The sequence below is a fragment of the Klebsiella sp. ME-303 genome, from assembly GCF_007910085.1.
In the GTDB taxonomy this organism is placed as follows: domain Bacteria; phylum Pseudomonadota; class Gammaproteobacteria; order Enterobacterales; family Enterobacteriaceae; genus Klebsiella; species Klebsiella michiganensis.
This window is the reverse complement of sequence record NZ_VOJB01000062.1, coordinates 25,117-39,993: the sequence shown is the minus strand read 5'-3', so window position 1 is coordinate 39,993 and position 14,877 is coordinate 25,117. Positions and strand designations below refer to the sequence as shown.

Here is a 14,877-nt window from a genome sequence, read left to right as displayed (position 1 = left end):
GATGCAGAAAGAGGATGCAGTAACATCCTCTGAATAAAGCGCGAAACGCTTCAGGCAGCGGGGAGATTAACGGTGAAAATCGCCAGCGGCCTCCGGCTGATACAGCAGTTCCAGCACTTCAAGGTGCGTTGAGGTGCCGCCCGGTAATTCCCAGTGAATCGTGCTGCCGACTTTGAGGCCCAGCAGGGCTGCGCCAACCGGCGCCATCACCGAAAGCTGGGTGGCGCTATCCGTGACCTGCGCCGGGAAAACCAGCGTGCGGATGCGCTCTTCACCGGTGGTTAAATCGCGAAATCTGACCTTGCTATTCATGCTGACAACATCATGCGGCATGGCTTCCGGGGCCAGCATCTGCGCGCGGTCAAGCTCGTCATTCAGCGCGTCCGCTACCGGTGAGTTGGCGAAAGCCGGTTGTTCCAGCAGTCTGTCGATGCGTTCTGCATCCAGTTCATTAATGATAATTGCGGGTCTGGTCATCTCATACTCCATGTTATCCAGGAACCTGTCCGTAAAAGAAAACCCTCGCCGAAAATGGCAAGGGTTAATGTCCTCTCATCATACTGAGACTTGCTGGTGGTTTGAAGTGATTAAACGCACATTCATCAACGAACCATAGCGGAGTTGTATGAAATCTAGCCGGCTTTATCCAGCAGAAATTGCTTACCGCAGTTCCCCGGATGGGGTTGGGGTAAGAATGAATCAGCGGAGAGAGGGGCATTAATGGCCGCTGCTTTGATGGAGATTTGCATCTCAGTCAGATAGGCGGGGTTGCCGTTGCAGGTTAACTTGAAAGCCCTGACGTTCTGTTTTCCATAGGCCTCAGCAACCGCGGCGTTGAAGCCATCCCGGCTAACGGTTTGCCCATAGTGTTTGGCCAGGAAGGCGCCCAGATGGCTCTGTTTTATCTCGCCGTTCAGGCGCACCATGGTGCCGAAATAGTTGTCAGGATCGAAACCAAAGCAAACGCCATGCTTGGCGTATTCATAACGTTCGAGACATGAGTTACCGCCCGAACCCGGCATCACGCCGTTAAGCTTATTCGCCATTTCCAGCGAGAGCCCGGTTTCAGCCGCCCGACATTTTTGCCCGGCTTTTGCTTCCGGCATATTGGGAACAGGGCGGGTCGCACAGCCAAAGCGCATCCAGCGCCGCTCGTCCACCCCCCGTGCGGCAATAGATTTTGGCAGGCTCGGCCACAGGCCGTGAACGGTGAGAAAATCGGCTTTATTGCTGAGTTCCTGCTGCAGGCGGCACTCTTCCGGTTCGCTGCGGTTGCGGTCTTGCATACTTTGGCAGAACCCCGTTTGCCAGGAGAGAGCCAGCACGTAGCGGTCAAAATCACCGTATTGCGTGGCGATCAGCGGATCTGCGCTGACCTGGGCGGCGCTGAGCAAAAGGGCAATGGCAACGAAATCCTTCCTGAACATTTTTATTCCTGATGACAAATGGTCATTGATAACATTGAGTTATTAAAGCATAAAAAAGGCGCCAACAGGCGCCTTTTCACACGGTTTCAGCTTTAGCGGATTGCGCTGCCGGGAACCAGAACTTCGGTGGCGATAATCACCACTAACAAACCAACCAGCACCGGGACAGAGGTCCGTTTCACCACTTCAAACGGCGAAATTTTTGCCATACCGGCCACGGCGACCACCACGCCGGAGACCGGAGAAATGGTTCGGCCAAGGTTAGATGCCTGCAGCATCGGGATCGAGAGATAAGCTGGATTGATGCCGGAAGAGTGCGCCAGCTTCGGGATCATTTCAACGAAAGCATAGAAGGGGGCGTTACCGGAACCGGTGGTCATCGCCGCCAGCATGGTCAGAATGACCAGCACCAGCATCAGAATGATACTGGCGGAGCCGAACGACGTGGCGATAGAGATCAGACCGTTAATAAAGCCAATGGTACTCAGACCCTGAGCAAAGACGCCGGCGGCTACCAGCAGCATCACCACACCGGCAAACGCGTCAGCCATGCCGCGATACGCCGCTTCCAGGCCATTGAACACATTTTTGGTGTTAAAGCCGCGGCAGAATTCCAGAACCGCCGCCAGCAGCATGCAGAGCACAAGAATGGTGATGATGTGCAGCTCCGGTCCCCATTTGCCGTCGAAAATCAGTACGCCGATTATCGGCGTAAACGGCAGAATGGCGTAGAAAGCGGGGGCGGTCGTGGTTATCTCGTTTACATCGAGCATTTCATGGGCGACGTTTTCTTTTTTATCCAGGTAGCGCTGCCAGAAAAAGTGAGCGATCGCCATGCTGATAATGGCCACAATAGAAATAGGCAGCGTGGTTTTAAAGGCAAAGTCAATCAGCGGCATTTCGGCGGCTTTGGCGGCCAGCACGACATCCCCGGAAGTGGGGGAGAGAATAATCGCCGCCGGTGAGGCGCAGATAGCGGCGGCAGCGCCGCGGCTGATGCCCACGTTGACCATCACCGGGAACAGTGTCGCCATCAGCAGTACTCCCAGACCGGTAGCGGAGGAGACGGCCAGCGACATCAGGCAGGCAACGAAATAAGCGGCGATCATCAGTAGATAGGGGGAGTTAATGAAGCGCAGCGGTTTTGACGCCAGCTTCACCACCATGTCATTGGCGCCGATGTGCGTCATATAAGTCGCGAAACCGCAGAGCATCATGATCATCATGCCGAGGTCGCCGCCGCGGCTCATCAGCAGTATCTTAATATATTCAACGATATCGGTTGCTGAATAACCGGTGCTCTTTGCGTCGCCTGGTAAAACCTTATGCCCCATCAGCGCGCTGGCGATGAGTAATACTAAGCCACCGACGAACAGCACGCCGGTGGCGGAATAGCCTTTAATGATATAGCGGGCGACGCCCACAATGACCACAATCCCAATCAGGATCTCTACTAGCGTAAGCATTCTTTTACCCCTAAACCATTAACCCAAAGAATCTACTAATAAATGAAGCGAAGAAAAAATTTAGTGAGGGAATGTGCCTAAAAAACGGGCAAAACTCGCTGACGCAAATCAATAAATCGATGAGAATCCCTGTCAGGCAGTAATATGCCCGCCTGGTCAAAGCCTGGGCGCGAGAGATTTTCAGATTTTTTGCACCGGATAAATCAAGAGTTTGCCTAATACCGTTAAGGTAGTATTAAGATTATCTTTGTTATCTTACTCCGCTTTAAAAATGATACTGGTAAGAGAAAAGTGTAATGCGACGTCGATTTATAGGGTTGTTTCTGGGATGCCTGGGCCTGCTGCTATCATCCACCTCCGCTAATGCATCGTTTAGTTCGACGCTTCGCGACGGCTACAATACGCTGAGCGATAACGTCGCGCAGACCTGGAATGAGCCTGAGCACTATGATCTTTATATCCCCGCGGTGACCTGGCACGCCCGTTTCGCCTACGACAAAGAGAAAACGGACCGCTACAACGAACGTCCCTGGGGCGCCGGCTTCGGCGTCTCGCGCTGGGATGATAAAGGGAACTGGCATGGCATCTATTTGATGGCCTTTAAAGACTCTTATAATAAGTGGGAGCCTATCGGCGGCTATGGCTGGGAGAAAACCTGGCGTCCCTTAGCAGACGATAATTTCCATCTGGGTTTAGGCTATACGCTTGGCGTGACGGCGCGCGATAACTGGAACTACATCCCGATTCCGGTCGTGCTGCCTCTGGCTTCTATCGGGTACGGCCCGGCCACGTTCCAGATGACCTATATCCCGGGCACCTATAACAACGGAAACGTTTACTTTGCCTGGGCGCGCATTCAGTTTTGATGCGATTTTTTATAGCAATAAAAGAGATAAGCGGACTGTCTTGTTGAAAAACAAAGACTAACGTGAGCCCGGTGCAAAAAGATAGAGACTTTTATCACTTTTTAGCAAAGTTGCGCTGGACAAAAGGTACCACAATTGGTGTACTGATACCCGACACAGTATTAGTGTCGATTTTTTCATATAAAGGTAATTTTGATGTCTAAGATTAAAGGTAACGTTAAGTGGTTTAATGAGTCCAAAGGATTCGGTTTCATTACTCCGGAAGATGGCAGCAAAGATGTATTCGTACATTTCTCTGCAATCCAGTCCAACGGTTTCAAAACTCTGGCTGAAGGTCAGCGCGTAGAGTTCGAAATCACTAACGGTGCCAAAGGCCCTTCTGCTGCAAACGTAATGCCTATCTAAGCAACGCGTCAGTAGAATATAAAAACCCGCTCATGGCGGGTTTTTTTTTGCCTGCGGTCAGGGGCTAGCGGCTGGCCGCATGTGAAAACAGCCAGAACGCGGTGGCCGTCATGGCAAATGAGCCTGACAAGTTGACCAGTACGTTGAGTAACGCCCAGCTAAAGCGCCCCTGCTGGAGTAGAAACACCACTTCGGCGGAAAACGTGGAGAAGGTGGTCAGCCCGCCGCAAAAGCCGGTGGTGATAAGCAGCTTCCACATCGGATCGATATCCGTCATGCGGTTAAACCATGCCAGCCCTGCGCCGATAATAAAAGCGCCCAGCAGGTTAGCGGTGAGCGTACCAATGGGGATAGCATGATGCATGGGGTTAAACTTCATACCCAGCCACCAGCGCAAAACGCTGCCGGTGCCGCCGCCAAGAAACACAGCCAAAAGGAGTTGCAACACGGTCATTCCCTGTTTATTGATCGAGACTAAACTTCGAGTGTAGCGCGCGAAAGGCCTCACTGGCTATGACTAACCTGACGGGAGAGAAAAGATGCTTGTTGCTGCCGGACAATTTGCCGTAACGCCGGACTGGACGGAAAACGCGCAGACCTGCGTGAGCATGATGCGTCAGGCCGCGGAGCGGGGGGCCGCGCTTCTGGTTCTCCCGGAAGCGCTGCTGGCGCGAGACGATAACGATGCGGACTTATCGGTTAAATCCGCCCAGCGCCTTGATGGCGGCTTTCTACGGCTCTTGCTGGCAGAGAGCGAAAACAACGCCTTGACGACGGCGCTGACCCTGCATATTCCTTCCGGCGAAGGACGGGCAGCGAATACGCTGGTGGCGCTACGTCAGGGCAAGATTATTGCGCAATATCAGAAACTGCATCTGTATGATGCTTTCAATATTCAGGAGTCCCGGCTGGTCGATGCCGGGCGGCAGATTCCGCCGCTTATCGAGGTGGATGGGATGCGCGTCGGGCTGATGACCTGCTACGATTTACGTTTCCCTGAGCTGGCGCTGTCGTTAGCGCTCAGCGGTGCGCAGCTCATCGTGTTGCCCGCCGCGTGGGTAAAAGGGCCGCTGAAGGAGCATCATTGGGCGACGCTATTAGCGGCGCGGGCCCTGGATACCACCTGTTATCTTGTCGCCGCCGGGGAGTGCGGGACGCGTAATATCGGCCAGAGTCGTATTGTCGATCCCTTAGGAACAACGCTTGCCGGGGCAGGAGAGCGGCCGCAGTTGATTTTTGCCGAATTTTCAGCTGATTATATTCAGCAGGTACGCGAGCGTCTGCCGGTGTTGCAGAATCGCCGCTTTGCGCCACCGCAATTATTATGACGTTTTTTTAAACAAGGCTTGATTCACCTTGTTACAGATTGCTATTGTGTCCGCGCGTCAAATAGCCGTTAATTGTATGCGTGTATGATGGCGTATTCGCAGCTTGTATTAGAGAAGAAGGTTAGCTATGGGTGAGATTAGTATTACCAAACTGCTGGTAGTCGCAGCGCTGATTATCCTGGTGTTTGGTACCAAAAAGTTACGCACGCTGGGTGGAGACCTGGGCTCGGCTATCAAAGGCTTTAAAAAAGCCATGAACGATGACGATGACAGTGCGAAAAAGACCAGTGCTGAAGAAGCGCCGGCGCAGAAGCTCTCTCATAAAGAGTAATTCGCGACGAGTTTCCTGAACGAGGGGGCTCGCTACCGACGGGGATAAACCGCGTCGGCAAAGAGGCTGCAGCGATAGCGCTGCGGCCTCTTTTGTTATTTGCACTGAGTTTTGACGAAAAAGATGCAACCAACTGTTACCGGGGTGGGATTTTTAGCGGGTAACGAAACGCATCGGCAGAACGGACCGCTGCGCTAAAAATATCACGCCGCGGTCGAGGCAGAGATTACTTCACTTCCATGCCTTTGGCCTGTAGATCGGCATGATAGGAGGAACGAACGAACGGCCCGCAGGCAGCATGGGTAAAGCCCATGGCCATCGCTTCGGCTTTCATCTCTTCGAACTCATCCGGGCTGACGTAGCGCTGTACCGGCAGGTGGTGGCGGCTCGGCTGTAAATACTGGCCTAACGTCAGCATGGTGACGCCGTGGCGGCGCAGATCGCGCATCACTTCTACGATTTCAGCATTGGTTTCGCCTAACCCCACCATCAGGCCCGATTTCGTCGGGATCTCCGGGTGTGCTTCTTTAAAGCGTTCCAGCAGCTTCAGGGACCAGTTGTAGTCGGCTCCCGGGCGGACCTGGCGATACAGGCGCGGCACGTTTTCCAGGTTATGGTTAAACACGTCCGGCGGCGTCGCCTGAAGGATTTCCAGCGCACGATCCATACGGCCGCGGAAGTCCGGCACCAGGGTTTCAATTTTAATCGTCGGGCTTTTTTCGCGAATCGCGCTGATGCAGTCGGCAAAGTGCTGAGCGCCGCCATCGCGCAGATCGTCGCGATCCACGGAAGTCACCACCACATAGCGCAGCGCCATATCGGCGATGGTTTGCGCCAGCTTTTGCGGTTCATTGGCGTCCGGCGTCACCGGGCGACCGTGGGCAACATCGCAGAACGGGCAACGACGGGTACAGATGGCGCCCAGGATCATAAAGGTTGCCGTTCCGTGGTTAAAACATTCCGCGAGGTTAGGGCAAGAGGCTTCTTCGCACACGGAGTGCAGGCCGTTCTTACGCATCGCTGCCTTGATCCCCTGGATACGGGACGAGTCAGCCGGAAGTTTGATTTTCATCCATTCCGGTTTTCTGAGCAGAGCTTCACGCTCAGTTGCCACGTTTTTCACCGGGATAAGGGCCATTTTATCGGCATCGCGGTATTTTACACCGCGTTCCATCACAATGGGTTTACTCATAGCGTGCGTGTTCCAGTTGCGAGTGACGAAGGAAAGCGAATCAATTCAAGTAAATGTTGCATTTATCAACTATTTTTGAATTAAACGCAGGCAGTATATCATTGATACGGGGCATAAAGCAGCCTGCTGGCCGGGCAAATTGTAAAATAGTTGTTGTTTTATGCTTTTCCCTCTCGTGCCTTATCGGCTAAAAAGCCTGACGAATCGTCTCTACGATCTCTTTCAGCAAGGGCTCCTGCGCGCTGAGCTTGTTATAGTGCAGCGCAATATCAATTTTTTCTTCCCGCAGCGGCGGGAAATCGAGCATTTTTAAGGGCCAAATCTTCTCGACCAGGGAAAACATTCCGGAAGTGATTAGCCCCAGCATATCGCTGTCGTTGACCAGGGCTGCTTGAGTTAACAGATTGTAGCTGCTGAAACCATAGCGGCGTTCGCCGAGATGCTCCTCCAGGTGACGCAGGATTGTCGTATAGCGCTGGCCTTCGGGCTGCAGGAGAGCGAATTCATATTGGCTCAGGTTTGCTGAGTTTGCGGGGAGCGCGAGGGCCGGATGCCCTGCCCGGCAGAAGATATGTACGCTATCCTGAAATAGCACATGGTGCGTAATCGCCTGCCCGCTGTGGGGGAAGCTGTCGACCAGCAGGTCAACCTGACGCTGGTTTAACTGGCTGGCCGCGTCGGTAATGGCGACGTTGTGCAGCAAAATCTGGGGAAAGACGCTCCGCAGCTTTTTGGTGATAACCGGCATGATCAACGCGCCGATAGCCGGGGAGGTGGCAACGGTTATTACCCGTTCCCGCTGCGTATTGCCGGTTAAATCCAGGGCGTTGAGAAACGCCTCCATCCCCTGGCTGATATGCTTATGCAGATGCGTGGCGTAGGCCGTTGGCGTCACGCCCTGGCCCTTGCGAATAAAGAGCGGGTCAGGGAAGAGGGCGCGCAGTTTGTTCAGGGACTGACTAATCGCCGACGGCGTGATATTCAGTATTTTTGCCGCGTTGACGATACCGTTATGGACGTAAACCGCTTCAAAAATAGTAAGTAAATTAAGGTCTATGTTGCGCAAAATGCGAAACATCTGACGATCGTAGCGATCGTCAACTCGTTCGGTTGGTACGCTCTGAGCGTTATTTTCTTCCACTCTGTATTTCCGCTAGTGATGATTAGCACCATTATAGCGTTCACAATTATTTTATTAGTGATAATTGATTGCAAAAATAAAGGCTTAATCGCGCCTGAGGGATAAATGTGACGTCCCGCGGTAGCGGGACGCGATGGCTAGCGGCCTTGAAGATATTCCGCAGGTGGATCGTTGAGCAACGCCAGCAGATTGGCGGCCAGGCGTGGAGACACGGTCTCCGTACGGGCATCGGGCAACCACTGGCGCATTTGGGTCATCTCCATTCCGGCATAACCGCAGGGGTTAATCCTCAGGAATGGTGACAGATCCATGTTGATATTCAGCGCCAGGCCGTGGAATGAGCAACCTTTGCGGATGCGCAAACCCAGGGAGCAGATTTTTCGATCGCCCACGTAGACGCCGGGGGCGTCTGCTCGCGGGTGCGATTCAATACCGTACTCCGCCAGGGTGTTCACGACGGTTTGCTCTAACAGCGTGACCAGCTCGCGTACGCCCAGCTTGCGCCGTTTCAGGTTCAGCAGAACGTACATCACCTGCTGTCCGGGACCATGATAGGTGACCTGTCCGCCGCGATCGCTCTGAATCACCGGGATCTCGCCGGGAACCAGAACATGTTCGGCCTTTCCGGCCTGACCCTGTGTGAACACCGGGTAATGCTCTACCAGCCAGATTTCATCCAGCGTGGCATCGTCGCGGGTGTCGGTAAATTCATGCATTGCCTGCGAGACAGGTTCGTAAGGTTGCAGGCCGAGCTGGCGGATGAGGATTTTATTGTGCTGCAAAACAACGTCTCCGCAGAGAGAGAATGATTTGAGTGGGGAAGTATATCACAGCGAGAAAGCGAGAATGACCCGGCGTGGAGGCCGGGTCAGGGGAAGAGATTTACAGCACCATTCGTACGATTTCAATATTGCCCAGCTCTTCGTAGAGGGTTTCTACCTGCTCAATATGGGTTGCATTGATGGTGATAGACACAGAGTGGTAGTTGCCTTTGCTGCTGGGTTTTACCGTCGGAGAGTAATCACCTGGTGCATGGCGCTGTACCACTTCAACCACCTGGTCAACCAGCTCCGGCAACGCCTGTCCCATTACTTTGTAAGTAAATGGAGTAGGGAATTCAAGCAGTTCGTTAAGTTTGGTTTTCATGTCAGCTCCGGTGTTACAACAAAAAATAATAACTCCCACGACGTGTGGGAGTTATCAGGATAACTAGTATATGGGGATCTAAATCACACTTTCAAGTGGTCGATTTTTAACCAAACCAGTGATGGAACATTAATTTAATGTAATCAATGATTTTACCGAAGAAATTGCCTTCCGGGATTTCCTGCAGTACGACCAGCGGGCGCTGATCGATCGTTTTGCCATCCAGCTGGAAGTTAATGGTGCCTACCACCTGATTTTTCTGCAGCGGCGCGTGCAGCTCAGCGTTATTCAGCACGTAGCTGGCTTTCAGATCTTTCATGCGACCGCGCGGGATAGTCAGATAAACGTCTTTATCCACGCCGAGCGAGGCGCGATCGGTATCGCCAAACCAGGCAGGCTCAGAAGCGAACTCTTTACCGGCTTTAATCGGATTAACGGTTTCAAAGAAGCGGAAGCCCCAGGTCAGCAGCTTTTTGCTTTCAGACTCGCGGCCTTTGTAGGTGCGGCCGCCCATCACGGCGGAGATCAGGCGCATCTGGCCTTCGGTTGCCGAGGCCACGAGGTTATAGCCCGCTTTGTCAGTATGGCCGGTTTTAATCCCGTCGACGTTCAGGCTGTTATCCCACAGCAGCCCGTTGCGGTTGAGCTGACGAATACCGTTGAAGGTAAACTCTTTTTCTTTATAGATGGTGTATTCATTCGGGACATCGCGGATCAGCGCCTGGCCGATAAGCGCCATGTCGCGCGCGGAGCTGAACTGACCATCGGCATCCAGGCCGTGTACGGTCTGGAAGTGGGTGTTTTTCAGGCCAAGGGCGTTAACGTAGTTGTTCATCAGGCTGACGAAGGCATCCTGGCTGCCGGCGACGTAGTCGGCCATCGCCACGCAGGCGTCGTTGCCGGACTGCAGGTTGATGCCGCGGATCAGCTGCGAAACCGGCACTTGCATACCCGGTTTAAGGAACATCAGCGAGGAGCCTTTAAAGACCGGGTTGCCGGTCGCCCACGCGTCGTTACCCACGGTGACCAGATCGGACTCTTTAAACTTGCCCGCTTTCATGGCCTGACCAATCACGTAGCTGGTCATCATTTTGGTCAGGCTCGCCGGATCGCGGCGGGAGTCGGCGTTGTTTTCTGCCAGGACTTTGCCTGAGTTGTAATCGATAAGAATCCAGGATTCGGCGTCAATCTGCGGGGCGCCTGGGATCATCGTTTTGATATTCAGGTCATCGGCGCGGGCAGCGGAGGACAGCGCTGCCACGGAGAGCGCCGTAACGAGTAAGCGAGCGGTAAAAGAGGTCTTCATGGTCTGAACAACGGCATCCGTGATGGAGTTAAAAAAAGTGCCTTACTATAACAAACGCACTACGAACCAGCATCCGACATTGCGCACGACTTTGTTAATGACTTTGTCATGCGCAACAAGCAGGGGAGGCGGGTGCGATGCCTTTAGTTGGCGCGAGTAATAAATGACTGCAGCTGAGCTTCGCTTTGCAGACGCTGTTGAATCGTGCTGGCCTGCGCTTTGCTGCTGAATGGGCCGAGCTGAATACGCCATACCGCGCCGTTTTGCGTGACGCGGCCCGGGACGGAAAATTGCTGACTCAGACGCTGCTGGTACTGCTGCGCGCGGGCCTGGTCGCTGACGGCGCCGACCTGTACGACGAAATCGCCGCTGGCGCTGGCCGCTGCGGCAGGCGCTACGGCAGCGGTGGCGGTCACGGCGGGCGCAACGCTGCCTTGTACTGAACCCGGGGCGGTAACTGGCGCGCTTTGAACGACAGGCTCGCTGCCTTCCAGCACGCCGTTATTCAGCGGCGTCGGGGCGCCGAGGAAACCGCCGCTGTTGACCGGCGCGCCGGTGGTGTCTTCCGGCTTCAGCGTTGAATTACTGATGGCGTGCACGTCAGTTTGCGCGGGTTGACTCATTGCCGCGCTGCTGTCGCCGTCAAGATTCGGGCGGGCGGGCAGCGCGTAGGTCTGTTTGGCCACGGTGGTACAGGCCATACCCGGACCGGAAAGCGAGCCGTCCGGTGCGACGACGATCGGGTCGATGCGCACTTTGGTATTGTTCGAGGTATTCAGACGATCGGCTGAGGCGCGGGACAGTGAAATCACGCGATCGTTACCGTAAGGCCCGCGATCGTTAATGCGCACGACGATCATGCGGCCGTTCGCCAGGTTGGTGATCCGCGCGTAGCTTGGGATCGGCAGCGTAGGATGGGCCGCGGTAAGCTGCGTGGGATCGAACGCTTCTCCCGATGCGGTCAGATTGCTGTTAGGCTCGGCATCGTAGATGGCTGCGAAGCCTGCCTGGGTGAAGTTAGACGGATCCTGGACGATTTTGTAGCTTTTGCCGTCGCGTTCATAATCCTGATTCGCCGTGGCATTAGGCGTTTCGTACTGCGGATCGGCGCCGCTAATCTCCACCGTTGGGCCATTGCAAACGGCCGGCTGTGGAGTGCTGACCGTTTTCTGTTGAACGTCTTCACTCGAACATGCCGCCAGCAGCCCTGCTGCTATGCAGATCCCCAGCCATTGCTTACGCATCGCGAACCCCTTACACGCTTTTCGACAACATTTTTCTGTGAGTATGGATCGACATGACGATACCAAACCCGGCCATCAATACGATTAGGGCAGAGCCCCCGTAGCTGACCAGCGGCAAAGGTACCCCCACCACCGGTAAAATACCACTTACCATACCAATATTTACGAATACATAAACGAATAAAATCAACATTAAACCACCGGCCATCACCCGGCCAAAGGTGGTTTGCGCCTGGGCGGCAATCCACAACCCGCGCATAATCAGCAGAATATAGAGCGCCAGCAGAATCAGTACGCCGATCAGCCCCAGCTCTTCCGCCAGGACGGCAAAGATAAAGTCGGTATGGCGCTCAGGCAGAAACTCCAGCTGCGACTGGGTTCCGTGTAGCCAGCCTTTTCCGCGCAGTCCGCCGGAGCCGATGGCGATTTTTGACTGAATAATGTGGTAACCCGCGCCGAGCGGATCGGTTTCCGGGTCGAGCAGCATCATTACGCGCTGGCGCTGATAATCATGCATCAGGAAGAACCAGAGGATGGGAATAAAGGCGGCGACCAGCACCACGGCAATACCAATCAGACGCCAGCTCAGGCCAGACAGAAAGAGGACAAACAGACCGGACAGGGCGACCAGAATCGAGGTCCCGAGGTCAGGCTGCGCGGCGACCAGCAGCGTAGGCAGGAAAATCAGCACCAGCGCGATAGCGGTATTTTTCAGCGATGGCGGGCAAACGTCGCGGTTGATAAAGCGCGCCACCATCAGCGGTACGGCTATTTTGGCGATTTCCGACGGCTGGAAACGGACGATGCCGAGATCCAGCCAGCGCTGCGCCCCTTTGGAGATGGCGCCGAAGGCGTCAACCGCCACCAGCAGGATAATACAAAAGATATAGAGATAGGGCGCCCAGCCTTCATAGACCCGCGGCGGGATTTGCGCCATGACGATCATGATAACAATCCCCATGGCGATCTGGCCGATTTTGCGCTCCATCATGCCCATGTCCTGACCGCTGGCGCTCCAGATCACCAGCGCGCTGTAGGTCAGCAGCGCCAGCAGGATAAGCAGCATAGTGGGGTCGAGGTGGATTTTATCCCATAGCGATTTTTTATTTGGATTATCAGTCATTATTGATCCTCCCCAGCCGTTACCGCCGGGTTTTCACTCGGCAGATTGGTGTTGTTATCACCCAGCATTATATGATCGAGAATCTGACGCATAATGGTACCGACTGCCGGACCTGCGCCGCCGTTCTCAAGAATAATCGCCACGGCAACCTGGGGGTTGTTGTAAGGGGCAAACGCCGTCATCAGTTTATGGTCACGCAGGCGTTCAGCGATTCTGTGCGCGTTATAGGTTTCATTGGCTTTCAGGCCGAAGACCTGAGCGGTACCCGACTTGGCCGCAATTTTATACGGCGCGCTGGCGAAGTATTTATGCGCGGTACCGTTGCCGCGGTTGGCTACGCCAAACATCCCGTCTTTGGCGATTTCCCAAAAACCGGAGTGAATATCGCCGACCGGCGGTTCATGCGGCTGAACCCACGGCACCGGTTTGCCGTCCTCCACCGTGCTCTGCAGCAGGTGCGGTACTTTAACCACGCCGTCGTTAATCAGGATCATCAGCGCCTTGTTCATCTGGATAGGCGTCGCCGTCCAGTAGCCCTGTCCGATGCCGACCGGGATAGTATCGCCCTGGTACCACGGTTTCTTGAAGCGCTTGAGCTTCCATTCGCGGGTCGGCATATTGCCGGAGCGCTCTTCCGCCAGGTCAACGCCGGTATAGTGGCCATAGCCAAATTTGCCCATCCACTCCGACAGGCGATCGATGCCCATGTCGTAGGCGACCTGGTAGAAGTAGGTGTCGGCCGACTCCTCCAGCGCTTTGGTGACGTTCAGATGGCCGTGGCCCCACTTTTTCCAGTCGCGGTAGCGTTTATCCGAGCCGGGAAGCTGCCACCAGCCGGGGTCAAACAGGCTGGTGTTGCGGGTAATAACCCCGGCGCTGAGCGCCGAGACGGCCACGTATGGCTTAACCGTCGACGCCGGTGGGTAAACGCCCTGAGTCGCGCGGTTAACCAGCGGCGTATTGGGATCGTTGAGGAGTCCGGAGTAGTCTTTGCTGGAAATACCGTCAACGAACAGGTTGGGATCGTAGCTTGGCGTCGAGACCAGCGCGAGGATTGCGCCGGTGCGCGGGTCGGTGACCACGACCGCCGCGCGGCTGCCGGCCAGCAGCGTTTCAATATACTGCTGTAGCTTCAGGTCGAGCGTTAAATAGATATCGCGCCCGGCCTGCGGCGGGACCTCTTTCAGCTGGCGAATCACGCGGCCGCGGTTGTTCACTTCAACCTCTTCATAGCCGGTTTGCCCGTGCAGGACATCTTCGTAATAGCGCTCGATGCCCAGCTTGCCGATATCGTGCGTGGAGGCGTAGTTAGCCAGCTTCCCTTCTTTATCCAGGCGATCGACGTCTTTATCGTTAATTTTAGAGACGTAGCCGATAACGTGGGTCAGGGCGGAGTTATAGGGATAGTAGCGGCGCTTATAGCCTTTGACTTCCACGCCGGGAAAACGGTACTGGTTCACCGCGAAACGGGCGACCTGCACTTCGCTGAGGTTAACTTTCACCGGAATAGAGGTAAAGCGGTGCGAGCGGGCGCGCTCCTTTTTAAAGTTCGCCACATCGTCATCGGTGAGGTCGATAACATCACGCAGCGCATCCAGCGTTTGCTGAACGTTGTCGACCTTCTCCGGCATCATCTCCAGCTGGTAAATCGTACGGTTGAGCGCCAGCGGCGTGCCGTTGCGATCGTAGATAATGCCGCGGCTCGGCGGAATCGGGACCAGCTTGATGCGGTTTTCGTTTGAACGCGTTTGATAGTCGGTGTAACGCACAATTTGCACGTTATAAAGGTTGGCGATCAGTACGCCGGTAAGCAGCAAAATCCCCAAAAAAGCGACCAGCGCCCGGCGCACGAACAGCGAGGATTCAGCCGTATAGTCGCGGAAAGAATTCTGTAATTTCATT

Annotated in this window: 16 protein-coding genes; 4 read left to right on the top strand and 12 right to left on the bottom strand. The window is 54.7% G+C overall.

Annotation, left to right across the window (positions count from 1 at the left end):
• Nucleotides 1-66: 66 nt before the first annotated feature.
• The 3 genes from rnk to dcuC all read right to left on the bottom strand — a co-directional run bounded on the left by rnk (nucleotide 67) and on the right by dcuC (nucleotide 2,893).
• Nucleotides 67-477, bottom strand: coding sequence for a nucleoside diphosphate kinase regulator (gene rnk, locus FQK12_RS07560; protein WP_014228390.1), 411 nt, complete (start codon nucleotides 475-477; stop codon nucleotides 67-69).
• A gap of 155 nt (nucleotides 478-632) precedes the next feature.
• A complete protein-coding gene (gene rna / locus FQK12_RS07555) occupies nucleotides 633-1,427 on the bottom strand; it encodes a ribonuclease I (protein WP_014228391.1) in 795 nt (264 codons plus the stop codon).
• A 92-nt stretch (nucleotides 1,428-1,519) separates the two neighbouring features.
• Nucleotides 1,520-2,893, bottom strand: coding sequence for an anaerobic C4-dicarboxylate transporter DcuC (dcuC, locus tag FQK12_RS07550; protein ID WP_014228392.1), 1,374 nt, complete (start codon nucleotides 2,891-2,893; stop codon nucleotides 1,520-1,522).
• A 296-nt stretch (nucleotides 2,894-3,189) separates the two neighbouring features.
• Between dcuC and pagP the strand changes: the two genes are divergently transcribed.
• Together pagP and cspE are read left to right on the top strand one after the other, a co-directional pair.
• Nucleotides 3,190-3,759, top strand: a complete 570-nt coding sequence (pagP, locus tag FQK12_RS07545; protein ID WP_014228393.1) for a lipid IV(A) palmitoyltransferase PagP — start codon at nucleotides 3,190-3,192, stop codon at nucleotides 3,757-3,759.
• A gap of 195 nt (nucleotides 3,760-3,954) precedes the next feature.
• Nucleotides 3,955-4,164, top strand: coding sequence for a transcription antiterminator/RNA stability regulator CspE (gene cspE / locus FQK12_RS07540; protein ID WP_004100146.1), 210 nt, complete (start codon nucleotides 3,955-3,957; stop codon nucleotides 4,162-4,164).
• Between the two features lie 64 nt (nucleotides 4,165-4,228).
• Here the strand turns inward: cspE and crcB are convergent, their stop codons facing one another.
• Entirely contained in the window at nucleotides 4,229-4,612 is a 384-nt protein-coding gene (crcB, locus tag FQK12_RS07535) for a fluoride efflux transporter CrcB (RefSeq protein WP_014228394.1), read from the bottom strand.
• A gap of 91 nt (nucleotides 4,613-4,703) precedes the next feature.
• On the opposite strand from crcB, the gene FQK12_RS07530 reads away from it, so the two are divergent.
• Nucleotides 4,704-5,492 (top strand): deaminated glutathione amidase, encoded by a 789-nt coding sequence (locus FQK12_RS07530; RefSeq protein WP_014228395.1) that lies wholly within the window; start codon nucleotides 4,704-4,706, stop codon nucleotides 5,490-5,492.
• A gap of 127 nt (nucleotides 5,493-5,619) precedes the next feature.
• Nucleotides 5,620-5,823: a twin-arginine translocase subunit TatE gene (tatE, locus tag FQK12_RS07525; protein WP_004130411.1), complete on the top strand. Its 204-nt coding sequence runs from the start codon at nucleotides 5,620-5,622 to the stop codon at nucleotides 5,821-5,823.
• Nucleotides 5,824-6,049: 226 nt separating this feature from the next.
• Here tatE and lipA read toward each other — a convergent pair whose 3' ends face one another.
• The 8 genes from lipA to mrdA form a co-directional block, all read right to left on the bottom strand.
• Nucleotides 6,050-7,015 carry a lipoyl synthase gene (gene lipA / locus FQK12_RS07520; RefSeq protein WP_004848774.1) on the bottom strand — a complete coding sequence of 322 codons (966 nt, stop codon included), beginning with the start codon at nucleotides 7,013-7,015 and terminating at the stop codon, nucleotides 6,050-6,052.
• A 187-nt stretch (nucleotides 7,016-7,202) separates the two neighbouring features.
• Entirely contained in the window at nucleotides 7,203-8,156 is a 954-nt protein-coding gene (locus FQK12_RS07515) for a YbeF family transcriptional regulator (RefSeq protein WP_014228396.1), read from the bottom strand.
• Between the two features lie 137 nt (nucleotides 8,157-8,293).
• Nucleotides 8,294-8,938, bottom strand: coding sequence for a lipoyl(octanoyl) transferase LipB (gene lipB, locus FQK12_RS07510; RefSeq protein ID WP_014228397.1), 645 nt, complete (start codon nucleotides 8,936-8,938; stop codon nucleotides 8,294-8,296).
• A 100-nt stretch (nucleotides 8,939-9,038) separates the two neighbouring features.
• On the bottom strand, nucleotides 9,039-9,302 hold the full coding sequence (gene ybeD, locus FQK12_RS07505) for a DUF493 family protein YbeD (RefSeq protein ID WP_004100153.1): 264 nt from the start codon (nucleotides 9,300-9,302) through the stop codon (nucleotides 9,039-9,041).
• Between the two features lie 106 nt (nucleotides 9,303-9,408).
• A complete protein-coding gene (gene dacA, locus FQK12_RS07500; protein WP_014228398.1) occupies nucleotides 9,409-10,608 on the bottom strand; it encodes a D-alanyl-D-alanine carboxypeptidase DacA in 1,200 nt (399 codons plus the stop codon).
• 143 nt (nucleotides 10,609-10,751) lie between these two features.
• Complete coding sequence (gene rlpA / locus FQK12_RS07495) at nucleotides 10,752-11,852, bottom strand: endolytic peptidoglycan transglycosylase RlpA (protein ID WP_014228399.1); 1,101 nt, start codon at nucleotides 11,850-11,852, stop codon at nucleotides 10,752-10,754.
• A 10-nt stretch (nucleotides 11,853-11,862) separates the two neighbouring features.
• Complete coding sequence (gene mrdB / locus FQK12_RS07490) at nucleotides 11,863-12,975, bottom strand: peptidoglycan glycosyltransferase MrdB (RefSeq protein WP_004100156.1); 1,113 nt, start codon at nucleotides 12,973-12,975, stop codon at nucleotides 11,863-11,865.
• The gene (gene mrdA, locus FQK12_RS07485; protein ID WP_004130417.1) at nucleotides 12,975-14,876 is read right to left on the bottom strand and encodes a peptidoglycan DD-transpeptidase MrdA; all 1,902 of its coding nucleotides are present in this window, start codon (nucleotides 14,874-14,876) and stop codon (nucleotides 12,975-12,977) included. The genes mrdB and mrdA overlap by 1 nt, the downstream gene beginning before the upstream one ends.
• Nucleotide 14,877: the final 1 nt, after the last annotated feature.